This window comes from Gammaproteobacteria bacterium (ex Lamellibrachia satsuma), assembly GCA_019623805.1.
Taxonomy (GTDB): Bacteria; Pseudomonadota; Gammaproteobacteria; order Chromatiales; family Chromatiaceae; genus QGON01.
The window spans coordinates 2699217-2714926 of record CP053680.1 but is presented as its reverse complement, the minus strand read 5'-3'; the positions used below and the strand labels follow the sequence as shown (position 1 = coordinate 2714926).

Genomic DNA, 15710 nt, shown 5'->3' with positions numbered 1-15710 from the left:
CGATCCGGCTGGGGAATCCGGCTTGTAGAGCGGTAATTTCTTAACAAAGCACTCTTCCTGAGGTATGGTTTGGCTAATTAATTTCTGGGTTCCCGATTTATGCGATTGATCCGGCATCTCGCCACCTCTCTGCTGGACAGTAGCCGTGACCTACTCCCCATTATCGCAGTCATTGCTTTTTTTCAGACGCTGGTACTGCAACAGCCCATCCCCAATCTGGGCAGCCTGCTCTTCGGTACTCTGCTGGTGGTTATCGGTCTGAGCATGTTCATCCACGGACTGAAAATCGGCCTGTTCCCTCTGGGAGAGGCGATGGCTTGGGATTTCGCCAAAAAAGGCAGCGTCACCTGGCTTCTGGCTTTCGCTTTTTCCCTCGGTTTCGGCACCACGATTGCCGAACCCGCTTTAATCAAGATCGCGGAGGAAGCCTCGGAAGTTGCAGCAGTTGGCGGCATGATAGCGAATAATATCGAATCCATGGAAGATTACGCCAGCGGCTTGCGGTTTACTGTGGCCTTCTCTGTCGGTCTCGCAATCGTCATCGGCGTCCTGCGTATCATCAAGGGCTGGCCGGTGCAGTACCTGATCATGGGCGGCTATCTCGGCGTGGTGATTATGACCGCCTTCGCACCCCGTGAGATCATCGGCATCGCCTATGACTCCGGAGGTGTCACCACCTCCACCATCACTGTCCCTCTGGTGACCGCGCTTGGCATTGGTCTCGCATCCAGTATCAAGGGGCGCAATCCGATGACGGACGGTTTTGGCCTGATCGCCTTTGCCTCTCTCACCCCAATGATTTTCGTGATGGGTTACGGAATACTATTGTGATAATGGTGCTGAGCAATCTGCTGGGGGTACTCGCCCAAACTGTATTGGATGTTCTGCCCATCGCCAGCATCCTGTTCGGGTTTCAGTTCCTGGTGCTGCGGCGGCCGCTGCATAATCCGCGACAGGTCATCACGGGTTTCATCTTCGTGCTGATCGGACTGGCATTTTTCCTGGAAGGCCTTGATCTGGCGCTGTTTCCCCTCGGGGAACTCATGGCCAGCCAGCTGACCGACCCCGATTTTCTCGGCATTACCGGGGAACACAATTTTGTACAATGGCACCACTATTTCTGGGTCTACCTGTTTGCCGCCGCCATCGGCTTCTCCACCACCATCGCGGAGCCCTCGCTGATCGCCGTCGCTATCAAGGCGAATCAGGTTTCTGGCGGTGCCATCAGCGAATGGGGTTTACGCATAGCCGTCGCCATCGGTGTTGCCTTCGGCATCGCCTTGGGCAGCTACCGAATCGTCAGCGGCACGCCGTTGCACTGGTATATCATCACCGGCTATCTGGTGGTCATTGCGCAGACCTTTTTCGCTCCGAAAACCATCATCGCCCTGGCCTACGACTCTGGCGGCGTCACCACTTCCACAGTCACGGTGCCGTTGGTGGCAGCCTTGGGGCTTGGACTGTCGAACAACATACCGGGGCGCAACCCGCTGCTCGACGGTTTTGGCCTGATTGCCTTTGCCAGTCTGTTCCCCATCATCGCAGTGATGGGGTATGCCCAGTTGGGCGAGTGGCGCAATAGAAATAAACGATAACTTTCAACAGAGATAGAGATCATGCGTTTTAAACTCATCATTACACTGGTGGAGGACAGCCATACAAATGTTGTACTGGACGCAGCCCGCAAAGCCGGCGCTACCGGTTCCACCGTCATCAACCAGGCCCGAGGTGAGGGTGTGGAGCAGGCGAAGACCTTCTTCGGACTAACCCTTGAGACCCAGCGCGATGTGGTGCTGCTGCTGGTGGAGGAACACCTGAGCCGCACCATTCTTGAAACCATCGCCAAGGCAGGGGATTTCGACGAACGTCCCGGCACCGGCATCGCCTTCCAGATCGACATCGAAGACGCTGTTGGGGTCAGTCATCAGATTCAGAGTTTGAGCCAAGTAGTGGAGGAAGAGTTATGACAACCCAGATCACTCGTGTAATGGACGTAATGAAGGCCAGCTTTGACCTGGTCGACGGCATGGACACCGTCGCCAAGGCTCTGGATACCATGTCCCATGTAGACACCAAGTGTCTGATTGTAAAAAAACGCAATGAAGATGACGAGTACGGCATGGTGCTGCTCTCCGACATCGCCCGCCAGGTGCTGGCGAAGGATCGGGCGCCGGAACGGGTCAATATCTACGAGATCATGACCAAACCGGTACTCACAGTCTCTCCAGACATGGATATCCGCTACTGCGCCCGCATGTTTTCCCGCTTCGACCTCTCCCGTGCACCGGTGGTATCGAACGGCAAGGTCGTCGGCATCGTCAGCCATACCGACATGGTACTCAAGGGGCTGGTCGAAGCAGAACTGGAGAAATAAACGTGTTTAGGGAGCGGCCGGACGGCTTGCTCTCCAGCGCGAAACAGCGACCCTCACCCAATCAGGACGAACGTCCCCCCGGGTGTGAGATCGACCTGCTGGTGATCCACAACATCAGCCTGCCGCCCGGCGAGTTTGGCGGCCCCTGGATCGACGACCTGTTTCTCAATCGGCTCAGGAGCGAACAGCACCCCTATTTTGCCGAGATTGCCGCACTTAGAGTCTCCAGCCATCTTCTGATCCGGCGAGATGGCGAGTCGATTCAATATGTCCCCCTGGACTGCCGCGCCTGGCACGCCGGGGAGTCCTGTTATTCTGGACGGGAAAGATGCAACGACTACTCCATCGGCATCGAACTCGAAGGCACGGATGAGCAAGCCTATTCCGGCGCTCAATATGCCACCCTGGCAGCGGTCACCCGGGAGATCATGGCCCGTTATCCAGCTATCACGCCGGATAGAATCACCGGCCATGCCGATATATCACCGGGCCGCAAGACCGACCCCGGCCCGGCATTCGACTGGGAGAGATATCGCCGTATGCTGCTTGAACGCAGACCGAATCAAGCATAGTAAATTGCCTGAACCACTGCGCTAGATCAAGCCTACGGAATTTTGTCCTAACCCATCAATCACCAAAATACCTGCACCCCACTTGCAACTTTCCCTGCCATCCCCGACACTTGCGCCATGAGTCTGATCATCATACTTATCTGCCTGATCGCAGAACGTTTTCTGTTGCACAAACAGGCCTTGCGCCAACCGGTTTGGTTCAACGACTACAGCGACTGGTACCATCGTCAGGAGTTACCTGTCTGGATGCGCAATGGCTTTGGGGGTGTCATCAGCCTGCTGCTGCCACCACTACTTGCGGTCGCTCTGCTGCAACAGCTTTTTGATGACATTCTGGCGGGTTTGCTTGGCGCACTCTTTGCCTGCGCCGTACTGCTCTACAGCCTGGGACCCAACGACCTGGACCAGCAGATCAGCCATTTCATCAAGGCCAGAGACGAAGGCGACGAGCAGCATGCCAGGGGCGTTGCACGCGACCTGCTCAACGATGAGCCGCCCCCGCATGATCCCGCCTACTCTCAGGCGGTCGCTGAGAGCATCCTCATCCAGGCCAACAACCGCATATTCGCCGTCATCTTCTGGTTTTTGGTGCTTGGCCCCATTGGTGCACTGCTCTATCGCCTCGCCTCCCGGCTCCCTCTCACCCGCACTGCCGGAGAGGATATCGACTTCCACCTCATCAGCCGACAGCTAGTGTCGATACTCGATTGGATACCCGCCCGTATCACCGCTTTCTCCTATGCTATCGCCGGCAGCTTTGAAGACGCCATGAACGGCTGGCGCAGCTACAATGAGACGCGCTTTGACGAATTTAGCGACAGCGCCAGCGGCATCCTGATCTGTACCGGCAGCGGCGCCCTGCGTCTGGCCAGTGTTTTGGACCGCAATAGAGACGATACAACACACCACCTCTATCTGGTGGAAGCCGCCATGAGCCTTGTCTGGCGATCATTGGTGGTCTGGGGTGTCATGCTGGGACTCTTCACCTTTGCCGACTGGTTATGAACGGACAGACGACCATCGACCTGCTCAGGCACGGTGAACCCATGGGTGGACGCCGCTACCGGGGGCAGATCGACGACCCACTGAGCGACAAGGGTTGGCAGGAGATGTGGCGCGCAGCCTCTGGCGAGACTCCCTGGCAGCAGATCATCAGCTCCCCACTCAGCCGCTGTCTGGCGTTTGCCGAGGCATTGAGTCAAAAACTGGAGATTCCCCTGCAACAGGACGACCGCCTGAAAGAGGTGGGATTCGGCAACTGGGAAGGAAAGAGCGGCGCTGAGCTACGGGCGTCAGACCCACAGATTCTCGCCCGTTTCTATCGGGATCCACTGGGAAACCGGCCTGCCGGGGCCGAACCGCTGGAGGCTTTCAGCCAAAGGGTTGTCGCCGCACTCGATGAAGCCATCGAAACCCATGCCGGCAAACACCTGTTGATCGTCACCCACGCCGGTGTAATTCGTGCCGCCCTGGCAAACACGATCTCTTCACCGATCGAAACCATGTACCGACTCTCCATCGCCAGCGCCTCAATATCACGCATTCAACTCGACGGCGAGCGCCCGGCGAGCGTGATGTTTCTGGGCCGGGAAACAATCTGACCCGCAACTCAACACCGCCCCAGCAGGCTGTTATCGGCACCCATTCACCTTAAAATTGCTGACAAATTGATCTATCTCATGGCTATGATTTAGTATTTAATATATCTCTTATGCTCTAGGAATAAATTTCGTTATTCGGAAATAAAAGCATATAATAAAAACTCCTCGGAGGGAGTCAGCCATGACCTGGATACTGTTAGCCATTATTTGCGGCATCATTCTATCTCTCGGCCTTGAAGAGTTATCCGAGTCGCCGGACGACACCTGAAGCCATCAGCCTCAGCTTACCAGAAAGCCAAAAGACGACCCGCTTCCACTCTGTGCTCAAAACGGCGCAGGGGATGTTTGCCCTTTTCGACACACTCTCCACTCACCACATCGAAGGCCCACTGGTGTTTTGGACAAGACAGCTTGGTACCCTCAAGCGAAAGGTGTGGAATATCGGTAACCTGGTGCGGACAGCGACTGTCATAGACCCGTATATCCGCTTCATTCCGGTAGATAAACAGGTGACGTCCCTCCACTTCCAACCAGGTCGTATCCTCCAGCTTTATCTCATCGAGACCCGCAATATCGTGCCAGTCGGCCTCGGCCAACAACGCCTCCGGACGAAAATCGGGAATATCCATCTCCAATAGAATATCGGTGGCCCAAACGATCTTAGCCAGCCCCAGCACAGGAAACGCCATCAATAGCGCATCGATCACCTCATTGGGCGTTGCGCCGTTGCGTAAGGCACGGGTCAGATATTGCCGAAAACCACCCTCTGTCTGTACCGCAACCTTGGTGATTACAGAAATGAGATCCCGGGTTTTTGTATCCAGATGATCACCTGACTTTTTCAGGAAAGTGAAATAGGCCGTCATCGCCTCGGGGCGGGCGGCCAACAGATAGTTCATTGCATTACTCATAAACTCACTACTCCAAATAATTCATTTTGCTCCGTGCTGACGCACGTATTCGAACATCACCACTGAGGCGGCCACCGCCACATTGAGGCTCTCCACCTGCCCGAATTGCGGAATCGACAGGCAACCGATATCCGGGTAGTCGGAGACCTCGAAACTGTGTCCCCACTCCTCATGTCCCAATACGAAGGCGCATTTTTCCGGCAGGGCAGTATCGACCAATGATTCCCCACAGACGGCATCCAGAGTCAAAATCCGGTATCCGCGTTCTGTCAGGTCATTGTAGGACGCTTCAAATTTCTCAAAAAAGCGGGCGGGTACTTTTTTGAACGAGCCTTTGGCGGGCGACGGATCAAAAGGACCGATATCGACCAGGTGTACCTCATGCGCACCAAAGGCCTCCGCGCTGCGAAAGATCTTCGCCACATTGAAACCCGCTTTCATGCCATCTATCACAATGATGAAATCGTGTACACCGGGTTTGGCCAACAGGTTTCGATTGCGCTGTTTCTTGTAACGGAGCAGCGCGAGATCCCGCGACTCTCTCCGTTCCCGTTTGGATTTTCTCTGGCGTAACATGATTTGGCTGAAGATTCGATGGATAGAGCACTTGATGATACTGGGAACATTCAACTGAAAACAGATAGAAATTTTGTAACAATAGAACCGCCATTCAGGAGCAAACCTATGCCCGCTTATGATTATTTCTGTTCAGCGAACAACCGCACCATCGAAGTCACCCATAAAATGAGTGAGGGTATCGCAACATGGGGAGAACTCTGCAGCAAGGCAGGCATCGAAACCGGCGACACACCAGCCAATGCAACGGTCAAAAGACTGATCACCGGCGGTGCCATCATCAGCAACAGCGGCAGTGAGCCACCCTGCAATTCCGGCGGTTGTTGCCCGGGCGGCAGCTGTGGGCTTTAAGTGCTCTGTCAATATGATAATTACGGGTTCAGCAATTAGCACCTTGGTAGAGCACTAGTGGAAACATCCCAGGTTACCCGAGTACTGGTCTGGAGCCGCTGGCTGAGACTCTCCCACTGGGCAATTACCCTTGCTGTCACGGGTCTACTTTTCAGTGGCTGGCTGAGCAGCGCCGCTCCGGCACTGGAGGCGGGTGCCCAGGATCTGCATTTTCTCTGCAGCGCCCTGCTGATCCCCGCCCTGCTGCTCAGGTTCTACCTGCTCTTCTTCGGTCGCGGCACCGATCACATCACAGACTGTGAACCCAATGCACATCGGTTGAGGCAGGCCGCAGAGGTCCTCCGCTTTTATCTCACACTGGGGCGCGCTCCGTTACCGAAGTGGTTTGCCCACAATCCACTCTGGGGTCCACTCTATCTGCTGTTGTTCATGTTCCTGACCCTCTCTGTCGCCAGCGGGCTGATGCTGCAGAAGGAGATAGTCTTCTTTGCCAACATCAGCCTTCACGATCTGCACCATATCAGCTATCTCTTCGTCGCCACCTTTGTGCCGCTGCACATACTTGCAGTCTTCAATCACGATGCGAACAGCAGCGGATCGGATATCTCCGGCATGATCAGTGGCCACCGCACCTTTCCGGTAGAGCAGCCAAATCAGACCGGTGCCGTTGACTCTCAGACGATCACGGTGGATGAGTTGCTGAAAACTCTCAACAAATAACTGAGCACTCTATCGCGGCGGGGCGCCGCTCCTACCCTCTGATTGAGGATTGAATCTAAAGCTGGCACTCGGCATTGAGGCAGAGGATAATGGGTCGTTTCAATTCTCCACTTACTGCTGTATCTATTCGTCCCGACCGGTCTTAGGGTGCACCCCAAGATGGATCACATCAACCGGTGACAAGACAGCACTCAACCGGTCCACCACCATTATGGAAATCCAGAATCCCCTGCGTAAAACCAAGATCATTGCAACCATAGGCCCTGCCTGTGACTCTCTCGAAACCCTCGAAGCAATGATGCAGGCAGGCATGAGCGTCGCCCGTCTTAATCTCTCCCACGGCAGTTACAATGAGCACAGGGAACGACTGAAACGCATCCGTCTGACCGCTGAGAAGCTGTGCATCAATGTGGCCACGATGATCGATACCCGGGGTATCGAGATCCGCACTGGCCGTATTGAAGAGGGCTGGGTCGATCTGACGGTAGGGGATCGTTTCACACTCTTCACAGATGACCGACTCGGCAACCAGGAAGGGGTTTCGATCACCTATAAAAAACTGTCCCAGGAGATCGGTGCGGGTACGCCAATCCTGCTCGACGATGGCAACATCGAACTCACTGCGGAGCAGATCGACGAAGACGAGATCCACTGCCGGGTGGTACTCGGAGGGCGACTGGGCGATACGAAGAGCGTCAATCTGCCGGAGACCGAACTCTCCCTACGCGCCGTCAGTCCCGAGAATCGGGACGACGTGATCCGGGAGATGACCTTCGCCGCCGAGAATGAGGTCGACTATATCGCCGCCTCTTTTGTACAACATGAGGAAGACGTCACCCTGCTGCGGGAGGTATTGGCAGAGCATGGCGTCAAGATCCCTATCATCGCCAAGATCGAGAATCGTGCCGGTCTCAATAATCTGGAAGGCATCGTCGCGGCCGCTGACGGCGTAATGGTGGCCCGCGGCGACTTGGGTGTGGAGCTGCCACTGGCGGACGTGCCCGGCACCCAGAAGAAGATCATCCACATGACTGTCGGCCAGGGCAAACCTGTGATCACAGCCACCGAGATGCTCGCATCGATGCAGCGCAACCCCAAACCGACCCGCGCCGAGGCCTCCGATGTCGCCAACGCCATCCTGGACGGCACCTCTGCAATCATGCTCTCCGGCGAGACCGCTGCCGGAAAATATCCGGTGCTGGCAGTGCGCACAATGGCGGAGATCGCCCTGCGCGCCGAGTCCTACCTGAAAGAGTACGGATATCTGCAGCGGGTGGCGGGCAACCGTTCAAACATCGTCACGGAGGCGGTCAGCCTTGCCTCCGCCACCATGGCGCAAGAGCTGAATGCCCGCGCCATCTTCAGCCTCACCGAAACAGGTTTCACATCGCGCATGGTCTCCCGACGCCGCCCTGACTGCCCGATTCTGGCAATCACCAGCTCCCGTATCGTTGCCCGCCGCCTCTCTCTCAATTGGGGCGTCTTCCCCATCTGTTTCGAGGGAGAAATCAACGATCAGGCAAAACTCGACTACGGTCTGGAACGCGCTCGTGAGCTGGGCTATGTGGGGGCTGGCGACCTTATCATCGCCACCGCCGGATCAGGTCAGAAGAAAGGCGGCACCGACTCAATCCGGGTTCTCACTTTGGGGTAATCTCCGTTGGAGTTGGCCCGATCAAGCGTAGCGGATCGGGCATTCCGGCAGGCCGTTCAGGGCGTCAGCTCCACCACGCCGCTGACGCTCACGCGCACTGTCTGACTACCCGCCTCGATCGCGGGCGCAGGCATGGCGTCCGCGGACATCTCCATCGCAGTCATACGCATCATCTTGGGTCTTGGGGAGTGATCCGAGGTGTTGATATTGATCTGCACCAGCCGGTAGCCTGGGCGCTCCCAGGCTTTGGCAACCATTTCGGCCCGAGCGCGGAAATCGGCCAGCGCCTGCTGAATCAGTTCATCATGAGATGACTTACGCTTCTCCGGCGATACCTGGTAGCTGATCGACTCCACCGCCAGCCGCTTCTGCAACTCTCCGATCAGGTCACTGAGTGCTGCGCTGTTCAGGCTCTCCAGCCGCAGCGACTGCTTCACTCGCCAGCCCTGAAGGACCTGTTTGCGATAGATCGGGTCAGTTCGGTAGTCCAGGGTCTGGACCTTGATATCAGCAGTCTGCTTTGCCATATCCAAGGCCCAGCCGAGGTTCTGATTCACCTCGCGCGCGAGCTTCGTGGTATTTGCCCCCTCCTTCTGGGAGTAGAGCACCGCCACCAGCGTATCATTGCCCACCTTCGTCTCTGCACTCACCGAGAGGGTGACCCGATCGTAGGTAGGGTCCTTATCCTCTGCCCAAGCCGGGGAGATCGATATCACCAGCAGAATGCCGGTTATCAATTGTTGGATGTTCAAATTCCTCATGACTTGCTCCTTGTTTTCAGCTTCTGCATTTTAACCTTTGAAAAGTTATAGTCACTCAAGTTTCAGAGTTCGTGGAGATGGTTGGCATGGGTGCAAACTGCGCACCACGATTGCCACCTAATTTTGGTGCGCATGGCGCACCCTACCGGATAAATGCCACCCTTCATTTTTCAGGATGGCTTGAACTACGAAACTTGAGATAGTCAAAACTTCACCGGTGGTGGCCGCTCTCCCAGACCGGTGGTCTCTGAAACGATATTCCGTGCTATTTCCCTACCTTCGTCAAAAGCCTGCTTCTGGGAAGTCGAGGATCCGGTTCCAGCGTCGGATTCCCCCTCCTGCTTCATGTAGAGGGTCTGCGTTGGATAGGCAAACTCCACACCCAGCCCTTGGGCCAGTCGCAAAATATCCAGCAAAAAACGGTGCCGTTCTCGCAACTCGGTACCCCAGTCCGGGGTCTCCCAGAAGACATAAACCAGTATCTCCAGGGCGCTGTCGGCATATCCATTGAAGTAGACATGATAGTAGTCCTTTCGCATATAGGGGTGTTGGCGCACCAGTTCACGCACTCCTTCGCAAAAGGATTCGATCTTCTCCGGCGGTGTTTCATAGGCCAGCCCCAGCTTGGTGGAGAGACGGCGGTAGCGTCGCTCCCCCATATTGTCCACCTTCGCGGTGATGAACAGGGAGTTGGGCACAGTAAGCACCGAGTTATAGAAGGTGCGAATGCGGGTACTGCGAAATCCGATGCGCTCGACCGCACCCTCCTTGCCGTCGACAACGATCCAGTCCCCCACCGAGAAGGTACGATCAAGCAGTATCGTGACCGATCCGAAGAGATTCTGCACCATATCCTTGGCCGCCAATGCAAAGGCCAAGCCACCAAGGCCGAGACCTGCCAACAGCCCTGAAACATTGATATTCATATTGTCAGCGATAAAGATCACGCCGATCACGGTGACGAATATCTTCAGGGTTCGTGGAATCAACGGCACCAGCGCATCATCCAGGCGGGTCTCGGTCAGCATCGCCCGCTCGGTGAGCCATCCGCCCACCAGATCCACCAGTCGATAGGCAACCCAGACACCGGAGAGGGCCGCAAGAAACTTGACCGCCACCAACAGCACCAGCATTGTCGATTCAGGCAGGCCCAGCAGTGTAATACCGACCCACCAGATCGCAGCCATCGCCAACAATCCCAGGGGCCGCAGCATATCATCGGAGATATCACGGAAAGCCAGCCGGCGGGTTCCCCTTCGCCAGCGGCTTACCAGGCGGCGCAGTAACAGGGAGATCAGCTTGTCCGCCACCACTCCAAACAGGACGATAAAAAAGATACCCAACCAGCGCCAGTTCTCCAGCAGAAAAACCGTTTTTTTCAGCAGCGCCGGCATGGCGTTTTGGATACGCAGGTGCCAGGGCAATACCGAGTCATCACCCGACAACCCCTCCACCTTGCTGCGTGCCGAGACCTCCTCCCAGATTGCCGGTAAACGGGCTATCGTCTCATTGTCAAACAGCCAACGGCCATCAGAGTAGCGCGAGATACGCAGCGCCCCTTTGGCGTAACGCTGGAAGACCCATGGCTCTCCTTCATGCCTGTCGGGTATCCGCTGCAGATCGACCAGCCGGGTACGATCCATTGTCTCCAGCAGCAGCCAGGCCAGATCCACACCGCGCTCTGTGCGCACCAAGACATTGACCGAGGTGAGATCCAACGTCTCCAGCGCATCGCTGATCCGCTCCGGCTCCCCCCGCTTGATGTCATTCATGGCGCCCAGAAAGGTCTCCATGACCGCCCGTGGTGAACGCAGGCTGTCCGGTGCAGATTCCGTGACCTCGGCGACAGGCGCTTCCAGCGCTTCGGCTAACCCCTGTAGTGGTAACAACAAACCGAGCAAGGGCAGAATGCAGAGATATCTGATCAGATAGGGACTATGTAGTTTCATGGCAGGCAAATTATGTTTCGACAATAAAGAGGCGAATGGAACCGGGTCACGCAGCAGGCGCAGACCGACTCACAGTTCCGCCGATTAACTTTGCAATCGCCCGATTATAGAGGCTTATTCGACAGACCACATAGGAACTCCTTCCAGGCTTTTGGAGAACATGCAATGCAGAAGTATTTTAGCCAGTATCTGCCAGTGGCAGCCGCATTTTTCATTACCACCTTTTCAACCCAGTCAAACGCCGCAGATCAGATCTATCAGTGCGAGCACAACGGTCTTGAGCGGCGTATCGAAATCCACTATCAACAGGAGACCGGCCTTCCACCCTGCGAAGTGCGCTATTTCAAAGAGGCTGAGCAACCCGACTCGATGCAGATACTCTGGAGTGCAGACAACGAAACCGGCTACTGCGAACAGAAGGCAGCCAAGTTCAGGCAGAAACTGGAAGGCTGGGGCTGGCAATGTGCGCCAACTCCATCCACTGATGAGATGCGGCTGCAACAATAGTCTTTTGTCTGATCAAGCGTAGCGGATCAGGCCTGCGAACCCGGCATGTTGTTGGCTTTATTTGCCGGCGGCTGTAGCAGCTATACTCTTTTAGGAAACCCTGCAATCACCATCTGATCACCCGCACTGTTGACACGCCAAGGAGGAAACATGTCACTCAAAGACCTCATTAACGACAAGCGCGTAAAACGGATTATCACCCACCCGGACAACGACGACGCCATCTGGCGCGCCGATCTGGCACGTTTTCTCTCTGGAGACGCCACTCTGACACGCAAGTCCGCTGGGGAGGCGGGCATCAAAGCTGTGCAAAGATTGTTGATTTTCCTTGGCTACTCCACATCATCCAACGGCGCCTTCGCTATTGATGGGGATTTCGGGCGCGGCACCAACCGTGCGGTAGCGCAGTTTCAGGTGGAAAACCGTCTCACCCGCACCATTCACCGCGATACCCTCTGCTATCCTTGCAAATGGAATACAGCCAGGACGCTGATCAGCGCAATCCCCGACGCCAGGTTAACATCCAGCACCCTAAAAAAAATGCTCAAAACGGCGATTGCGCGGGCCGATTCCGCACAGGTGATGACCGGTAATTTCGATGACGCCATCTTCCATCTCAATGCCCTGCATAAACGCGCATATCTCAATTGCCGCAAGATACTTGAGCGTTACGGCGAAATGGCAGCATCGGTCTCCGAGGCACTTGCAGATGAAACCGAAACATTAGTCAGACCGGAATGGATCCTCTCAATCATCCGTCAGGAGACGGCCGGCATCATCCGTCCAAGATTTGAGCAGCACTATCTGTCCCGTCTTAACCGGCAACAACCAAATACCGGACTGGAAGAGCTTCGCATGCAGTCCATGAGCATGGGATTGGGTCAGGTCATGGGCGCCAACTACAAGCGTGTGGGGGCGCAAAATGCAACCGAACTCTTTACCGCTCCAGCAATTCGCCAAGTAGAGTTCGTGGCGCGATTTCTAAGCAAAAAAGAGGATGTGGTTAGAAAGAGCAATCCGACCGGGGATGACTTCCACAGGCTGGCGCGCTACTACAATGGTCCGAAGTACGCAGCGCACCACTACCACGAATCACTTGCACGCTGGTTTCATGAGTTCAGGATGCTGATGTAAATTAAACGGGACAGGTTTCTGGAACGCCTGTGCGCTCAAAAAAAGACGGACACTATTTTAGTACCCCTCCAGAAACACTGTTTTCACCACGAAGAACACGAAGAAAATTACGATTAATCAATCTTTTACCTTCGCGCTCTTCGTGTCCTTTGTGATTAGATGTGGGTTTCCGGATGGACACGATTTAGCACAATCTATGTAGGTCTATCGGAATTGTAGGATGCTGGTAAGCTTGCCAGCATCCTACAGGTCATCTCCAGGCCCAACGCAAGAGTATTCTACAAGTGCCACCAACTCCACCCGAAGTCACAGAAAATCCGCAACCCGTGTCATTTATTGAGGCCTTGATCTATTGGCTCAAGCTGGGCTTTATCAGCTTTGGCGGTCCGGCAGGTCAAATCAGCATGATGCATCAGGAGCTGGTTGAGAAGCGCAGATGGCTTTCAGAACATCGATTTTTACATGCGCTGAATTACACCATGGTGCTGCCTGGCCCTGAGGCACAACAACTGGCAACCTATATCGGCTGGTTGATGCATGGTGTATGGGGAGGCATTGCTGCCGGTGTGTTATTTGTTCTGCCGTCTCTATTCATCCTCATTGGTCTGACATGGATCTACCTGGCTTACGGTGATGTGCCTGCAGTGGAGGGTATTTTGTATGGCATTAAACCCGCTGTAACAGCAATCGTGGTTTTTGCAGCCTACCGCATCGGTTCCAGGGCATTGAAGAACAATGTGCTGCGCGCCATGGCAATACTGGCGTTCATCGCAATTTTTGCCTTTGATGTGCCTTTCCCCTATATCGTCCTGATGGCGGGTATCATCGGTTATGTCGGTTCACATTTCGCACCGGACAAATTCAAAGCGGGCGGACATCATGGAGAATCCAGGGATTCCTACGGCCCCGCGCTTATTGATGATGACACCCCTGCTCCAAAGCATGCACGATTCAAGTGGAGCCGGTTCATCACATTCTCCCTGGTCGGGGTTTTCATTGGGGGAGCAGCAATGGCCATGCTGGTCACGACATATGGCTGGGAGGGAACACTCACGCAAATGGGCTGGTTCTTTACCAAAGCCGCACTGGTCACCTTTGGCGGTGCCTATGCAGTCTTGCCCTATGTCTATCAAGGTGGTGTCGAGCAATATGCATGGTTAAGCGGGACTCAAATGATCGACGGCCTCGCGCTGGGCGAAACCACCCCTGGCCCACTCATCATGGTTGTTGCATTTGTTGGTTTTGTCGGCGGCTGGACCAAAGAGATTTTTGGGCCTGAGATGCTTCCTTTGGCCGGTGCTGCCGGTGCAGGCATTGCCACGCTCTTCACTTTTCTACCCTCCTTTCTTTTCATCCTGCTTGGTGGGCCTGCGGTAGAGGCGACCAGAGATGACGTTAAATTCACCGCTCCCCTGACCGGCATTACCGCTGCCGTGGTGGGTGTCGTGCTCAATCTTGCTGCTTTTTTTGCCTACCATGTGCTTTGGCCTCAAGGTTTTGAGGCGACATTTGAATGGCTTTCAGCCTTGATAGGTGCAGCTGCGTTCGTGGCGCTGTTTAAGTACAAGGCGGGTATTGTTCAGGTTATTGGCGCATGCGCTGTATTGGGATTGGGTTACTCTTTGGTGCTGTAGTTAATGCCCGTCCGAATACACTATTTTTCACCACGAAGAGCACGAAGCACACTAAGAAGTATTATTGTTAAACAATCTATTACCTTAGTGCTCTTCATGTTATTTGTAGAAAGGTTCAGCCTACTTGTAATACTGCTTGAACTCAGGCGATGGCTCCCTGGGAGTGTAGATGTATAGTGCAATGCCATTGGGATCAACAATGCTGAATCCTCTGTCTCCCCAGGGATGATCTTCAAGTGGCATAACCGAGACGAGGCCAAGTCCCGATAAACGTTGATGTTCGCTATCCACATCCTCAACTTCAAGGTTATACATGAGACCCTCTCCGGTAAACAGCGGCTGCTCCGGGCTCTGCGGTTTCATGAAGCACAGTTCACCCTTTCCGATTCTGACATTGATATACCATCCCGCGTCAAAGACCACTTTTGCATTGAAGTACTGCACATAGAAATCGCGACAGGCGGTCGGATCATCTACACATATCGTGGGCGAAATCTGTTTAGCATCTGTCATGTTGTCTTTCCTGAATATTGAGTCCGGTTTATCAAAAAGCCCCCATTTTTTCGGGGATCAGCTTTGGTCCATGAAGCCTTTTCCCCAATCGTGCATGACCCACAAAACAGGCTCCAGGGTTCCTCCCAGCTCAGTAAGTGAATACTCTACTTTGGGAGGAACCTGGGGATAGACCTCCCTGTGCACGACACCATCCTTTTCGAGTTCCCGCAACTGAGAAGTCAGCATTCTCTGAGTGACCTGGGGAATCAAACGCCGCAGCTCACCAAAACGCTTGGTCCCACTTAGAAGATGGTGAATGATAATAATCTTCCATTTTCCACCAATTACGTCAATCGTCGCTTCAACCGGGCAATTGTAGCGATTCTCCAGCTGTTTCGCTTTTTCTGTCATACCTTTTCAGACCCAATAGTATACAAAACGATACTATGTATTAAAAATGTGCGTTCTTAT

At 54.6% G+C, this 15710-nt stretch carries 19 protein-coding genes; 13 read left to right on the top strand and 6 right to left on the bottom strand.

Going from position 1 to position 15710, the window contains the following annotated elements:
* Window positions 1–99 precede the first annotated feature (99 nt).
* The 7 genes from HPY30_11910 to HPY30_11880 all read left to right on the top strand — a co-directional run bounded on the left by HPY30_11910 (window position 100) and on the right by HPY30_11880 (window position 4547).
* Window positions 100–831, top strand: a complete 732-nt coding sequence (locus tag HPY30_11910; protein ID QYZ66622.1) for a DUF1538 domain-containing protein — start codon at window positions 100–102, stop codon at window positions 829–831.
* Window positions 832–833: 2 nt separating this feature from the next.
* Window positions 834–1595: a DUF1538 domain-containing protein gene (locus tag HPY30_11905; protein ID QYZ68025.1), complete on the top strand. Its 762-nt coding sequence runs from the start codon at window positions 834–836 to the stop codon at window positions 1593–1595.
* Between the two features lie 21 nt (window positions 1596–1616).
* Window positions 1617–1967: a P-II family nitrogen regulator gene (locus tag HPY30_11900; GenBank protein ID QYZ66621.1), complete on the top strand. Its 351-nt coding sequence runs from the start codon at window positions 1617–1619 to the stop codon at window positions 1965–1967.
* The gene (locus tag HPY30_11895) at window positions 1964–2374 is read left to right on the top strand and encodes a CBS domain-containing protein (protein ID QYZ66620.1); all 411 of its coding nucleotides are present in this window, start codon (window positions 1964–1966) and stop codon (window positions 2372–2374) included. The genes HPY30_11900 and HPY30_11895 overlap by 4 nt, the downstream gene beginning before the upstream one ends.
* Window positions 2371–2946, top strand: a complete 576-nt coding sequence (gene ampD, locus HPY30_11890; GenBank protein ID QYZ68024.1) for a 1,6-anhydro-N-acetylmuramyl-L-alanine amidase AmpD — start codon at window positions 2371–2373, stop codon at window positions 2944–2946. Before HPY30_11895 ends, ampD begins: the two co-directional genes overlap by 4 nt.
* Before the next feature lie 117 nt (window positions 2947–3063).
* Entirely contained in the window at window positions 3064–3951 is an 888-nt protein-coding gene (ampE, locus tag HPY30_11885; protein QYZ66619.1) for a regulatory signaling modulator protein AmpE, read from the top strand.
* Window positions 3948–4547 (top strand): alpha-ribazole phosphatase family protein, encoded by a 600-nt coding sequence (locus HPY30_11880; GenBank protein QYZ66618.1) that lies wholly within the window; start codon window positions 3948–3950, stop codon window positions 4545–4547. Before ampE ends, HPY30_11880 begins: the two co-directional genes overlap by 4 nt.
* A 284-nt stretch (window positions 4548–4831) precedes the next feature.
* On the opposite strand, the gene HPY30_11875 is transcribed toward HPY30_11880, so the two are convergent.
* Window positions 4832–5458: a Rieske 2Fe-2S domain-containing protein gene (locus HPY30_11875; GenBank protein ID QYZ66617.1), complete on the bottom strand. Its 627-nt coding sequence runs from the start codon at window positions 5456–5458 to the stop codon at window positions 4832–4834.
* Window positions 5459–5479: 21 nt separating this feature from the next.
* On the bottom strand, window positions 5480–6034 hold the full coding sequence (locus tag HPY30_11870; GenBank protein ID QYZ66616.1) for a TrmH family RNA methyltransferase: 555 nt from the start codon (window positions 6032–6034) through the stop codon (window positions 5480–5482).
* Between the two features lie 108 nt (window positions 6035–6142).
* Between HPY30_11870 and HPY30_11865 the strand changes: the two genes are divergently transcribed.
* From HPY30_11865 to pyk, 3 genes are all read left to right on the top strand, one after another.
* Window positions 6143–6385: a zinc ribbon domain-containing protein gene (locus HPY30_11865; protein QYZ66615.1), complete on the top strand. Its 243-nt coding sequence runs from the start codon at window positions 6143–6145 to the stop codon at window positions 6383–6385.
* Window positions 6386–6442: 57 nt separating this feature from the next.
* On the top strand, window positions 6443–7105 hold the full coding sequence (locus HPY30_11860; protein ID QYZ66614.1) for a hypothetical protein: 663 nt from the start codon (window positions 6443–6445) through the stop codon (window positions 7103–7105).
* Between the two features lie 211 nt (window positions 7106–7316).
* Window positions 7317–8759 carry a pyruvate kinase gene (gene pyk, locus HPY30_11855; GenBank protein QYZ66613.1) on the top strand — a complete coding sequence of 481 codons (1443 nt, stop codon included), beginning with the start codon at window positions 7317–7319 and terminating at the stop codon, window positions 8757–8759.
* Window positions 8760–8815: 56 nt separating this feature from the next.
* Here pyk and HPY30_11850 read toward each other — a convergent pair whose 3' ends face one another.
* Both HPY30_11850 and HPY30_11845 read right to left on the bottom strand, forming a co-directional pair.
* Window positions 8816–9520: an SIMPL domain-containing protein gene (locus tag HPY30_11850; protein QYZ66612.1), complete on the bottom strand. Its 705-nt coding sequence runs from the start codon at window positions 9518–9520 to the stop codon at window positions 8816–8818.
* Between the two features lie 203 nt (window positions 9521–9723).
* Window positions 9724–11469 carry a mechanosensitive ion channel family protein gene (locus tag HPY30_11845; protein ID QYZ66611.1) on the bottom strand — a complete coding sequence of 582 codons (1746 nt, stop codon included), beginning with the start codon at window positions 11467–11469 and terminating at the stop codon, window positions 9724–9726.
* Between the two features lie 165 nt (window positions 11470–11634).
* Here HPY30_11845 and HPY30_11840 point away from each other — a divergent pair, with 165 nt between their 5' ends.
* From HPY30_11840 to chrA, 3 genes are all read left to right on the top strand, one after another.
* Window positions 11635–11976, top strand: coding sequence for a hypothetical protein (locus HPY30_11840; protein QYZ66610.1), 342 nt, complete (start codon window positions 11635–11637; stop codon window positions 11974–11976).
* A 150-nt stretch (window positions 11977–12126) separates the two neighbouring features.
* Window positions 12127–13110 carry a DUF3380 domain-containing protein gene (locus HPY30_11835; protein ID QYZ66609.1) on the top strand — a complete coding sequence of 328 codons (984 nt, stop codon included), beginning with the start codon at window positions 12127–12129 and terminating at the stop codon, window positions 13108–13110.
* A 275-nt stretch (window positions 13111–13385) separates the two neighbouring features.
* On the top strand, window positions 13386–14744 hold the full coding sequence (gene chrA, locus HPY30_11830) for a chromate efflux transporter (protein ID QYZ68023.1): 1359 nt from the start codon (window positions 13386–13388) through the stop codon (window positions 14742–14744).
* A gap of 120 nt (window positions 14745–14864) precedes the next feature.
* Here chrA and HPY30_11825 read toward each other — a convergent pair whose 3' ends face one another.
* Together HPY30_11825 and HPY30_11820 are read right to left on the bottom strand one after the other, a co-directional pair.
* Window positions 14865–15257: a glyoxalase gene (locus tag HPY30_11825; protein QYZ66608.1), complete on the bottom strand. Its 393-nt coding sequence runs from the start codon at window positions 15255–15257 to the stop codon at window positions 14865–14867.
* A gap of 57 nt (window positions 15258–15314) precedes the next feature.
* The gene (locus HPY30_11820) at window positions 15315–15650 is read right to left on the bottom strand and encodes a winged helix-turn-helix transcriptional regulator (GenBank protein ID QYZ66607.1); all 336 of its coding nucleotides are present in this window, start codon (window positions 15648–15650) and stop codon (window positions 15315–15317) included.
* Between the last annotated feature and the right edge of the window lie 60 nt (window positions 15651–15710).

Bases quoted from the DNA above. Each gene is read 5' to 3' on its own strand.
- HPY30_11910 (QYZ66622.1), top strand. From the start codon at position 100: ATGCGATTGATCCGGCATCTCGCCACCTCTCTGCTGGACAGTAGCCGT.
- HPY30_11905 (QYZ68025.1), top strand. From the start codon at position 834: ATGGTGCTGAGCAATCTGCTGGGGGTACTCGCCCAAACTGTATTGGAT.
- HPY30_11900 (QYZ66621.1), top strand. From the start codon at position 1,617: ATGCGTTTTAAACTCATCATTACACTGGTGGAGGACAGCCATACAAAT.
- HPY30_11895 (QYZ66620.1), top strand. From the start codon at position 1,964: ATGACAACCCAGATCACTCGTGTAATGGACGTAATGAAGGCCAGCTTT.
- ampE (QYZ66619.1), top strand. From the start codon at position 3,064: ATGAGTCTGATCATCATACTTATCTGCCTGATCGCAGAACGTTTTCTG.
- HPY30_11880 (QYZ66618.1), top strand. From the start codon at position 3,948: ATGAACGGACAGACGACCATCGACCTGCTCAGGCACGGTGAACCCATG.
- HPY30_11875 (QYZ66617.1), bottom strand. From the start codon at position 5,458: ATGAGTAATGCAATGAACTATCTGTTGGCCGCCCGCCCCGAGGCGATG.
- HPY30_11870 (QYZ66616.1), bottom strand. From the start codon at position 6,034: ATGTTACGCCAGAGAAAATCCAAACGGGAACGGAGAGAGTCGCGGGAT.
- HPY30_11865 (QYZ66615.1), top strand. From the start codon at position 6,143: ATGCCCGCTTATGATTATTTCTGTTCAGCGAACAACCGCACCATCGAA.
- pyk (QYZ66613.1), top strand. From the start codon at position 7,317: ATGGAAATCCAGAATCCCCTGCGTAAAACCAAGATCATTGCAACCATA.
- HPY30_11850 (QYZ66612.1), bottom strand. From the start codon at position 9,520: ATGAGGAATTTGAACATCCAACAATTGATAACCGGCATTCTGCTGGTG.
- HPY30_11845 (QYZ66611.1), bottom strand. From the start codon at position 11,469: ATGAAACTACATAGTCCCTATCTGATCAGATATCTCTGCATTCTGCCC.
- HPY30_11840 (QYZ66610.1), top strand. From the start codon at position 11,635: ATGCAGAAGTATTTTAGCCAGTATCTGCCAGTGGCAGCCGCATTTTTC.
- HPY30_11835 (QYZ66609.1), top strand. From the start codon at position 12,127: ATGTCACTCAAAGACCTCATTAACGACAAGCGCGTAAAACGGATTATC.
- HPY30_11825 (QYZ66608.1), bottom strand. From the start codon at position 15,257: ATGACAGATGCTAAACAGATTTCGCCCACGATATGTGTAGATGATCCG.
- HPY30_11820 (QYZ66607.1), bottom strand. From the start codon at position 15,650: ATGACAGAAAAAGCGAAACAGCTGGAGAATCGCTACAATTGCCCGGTT.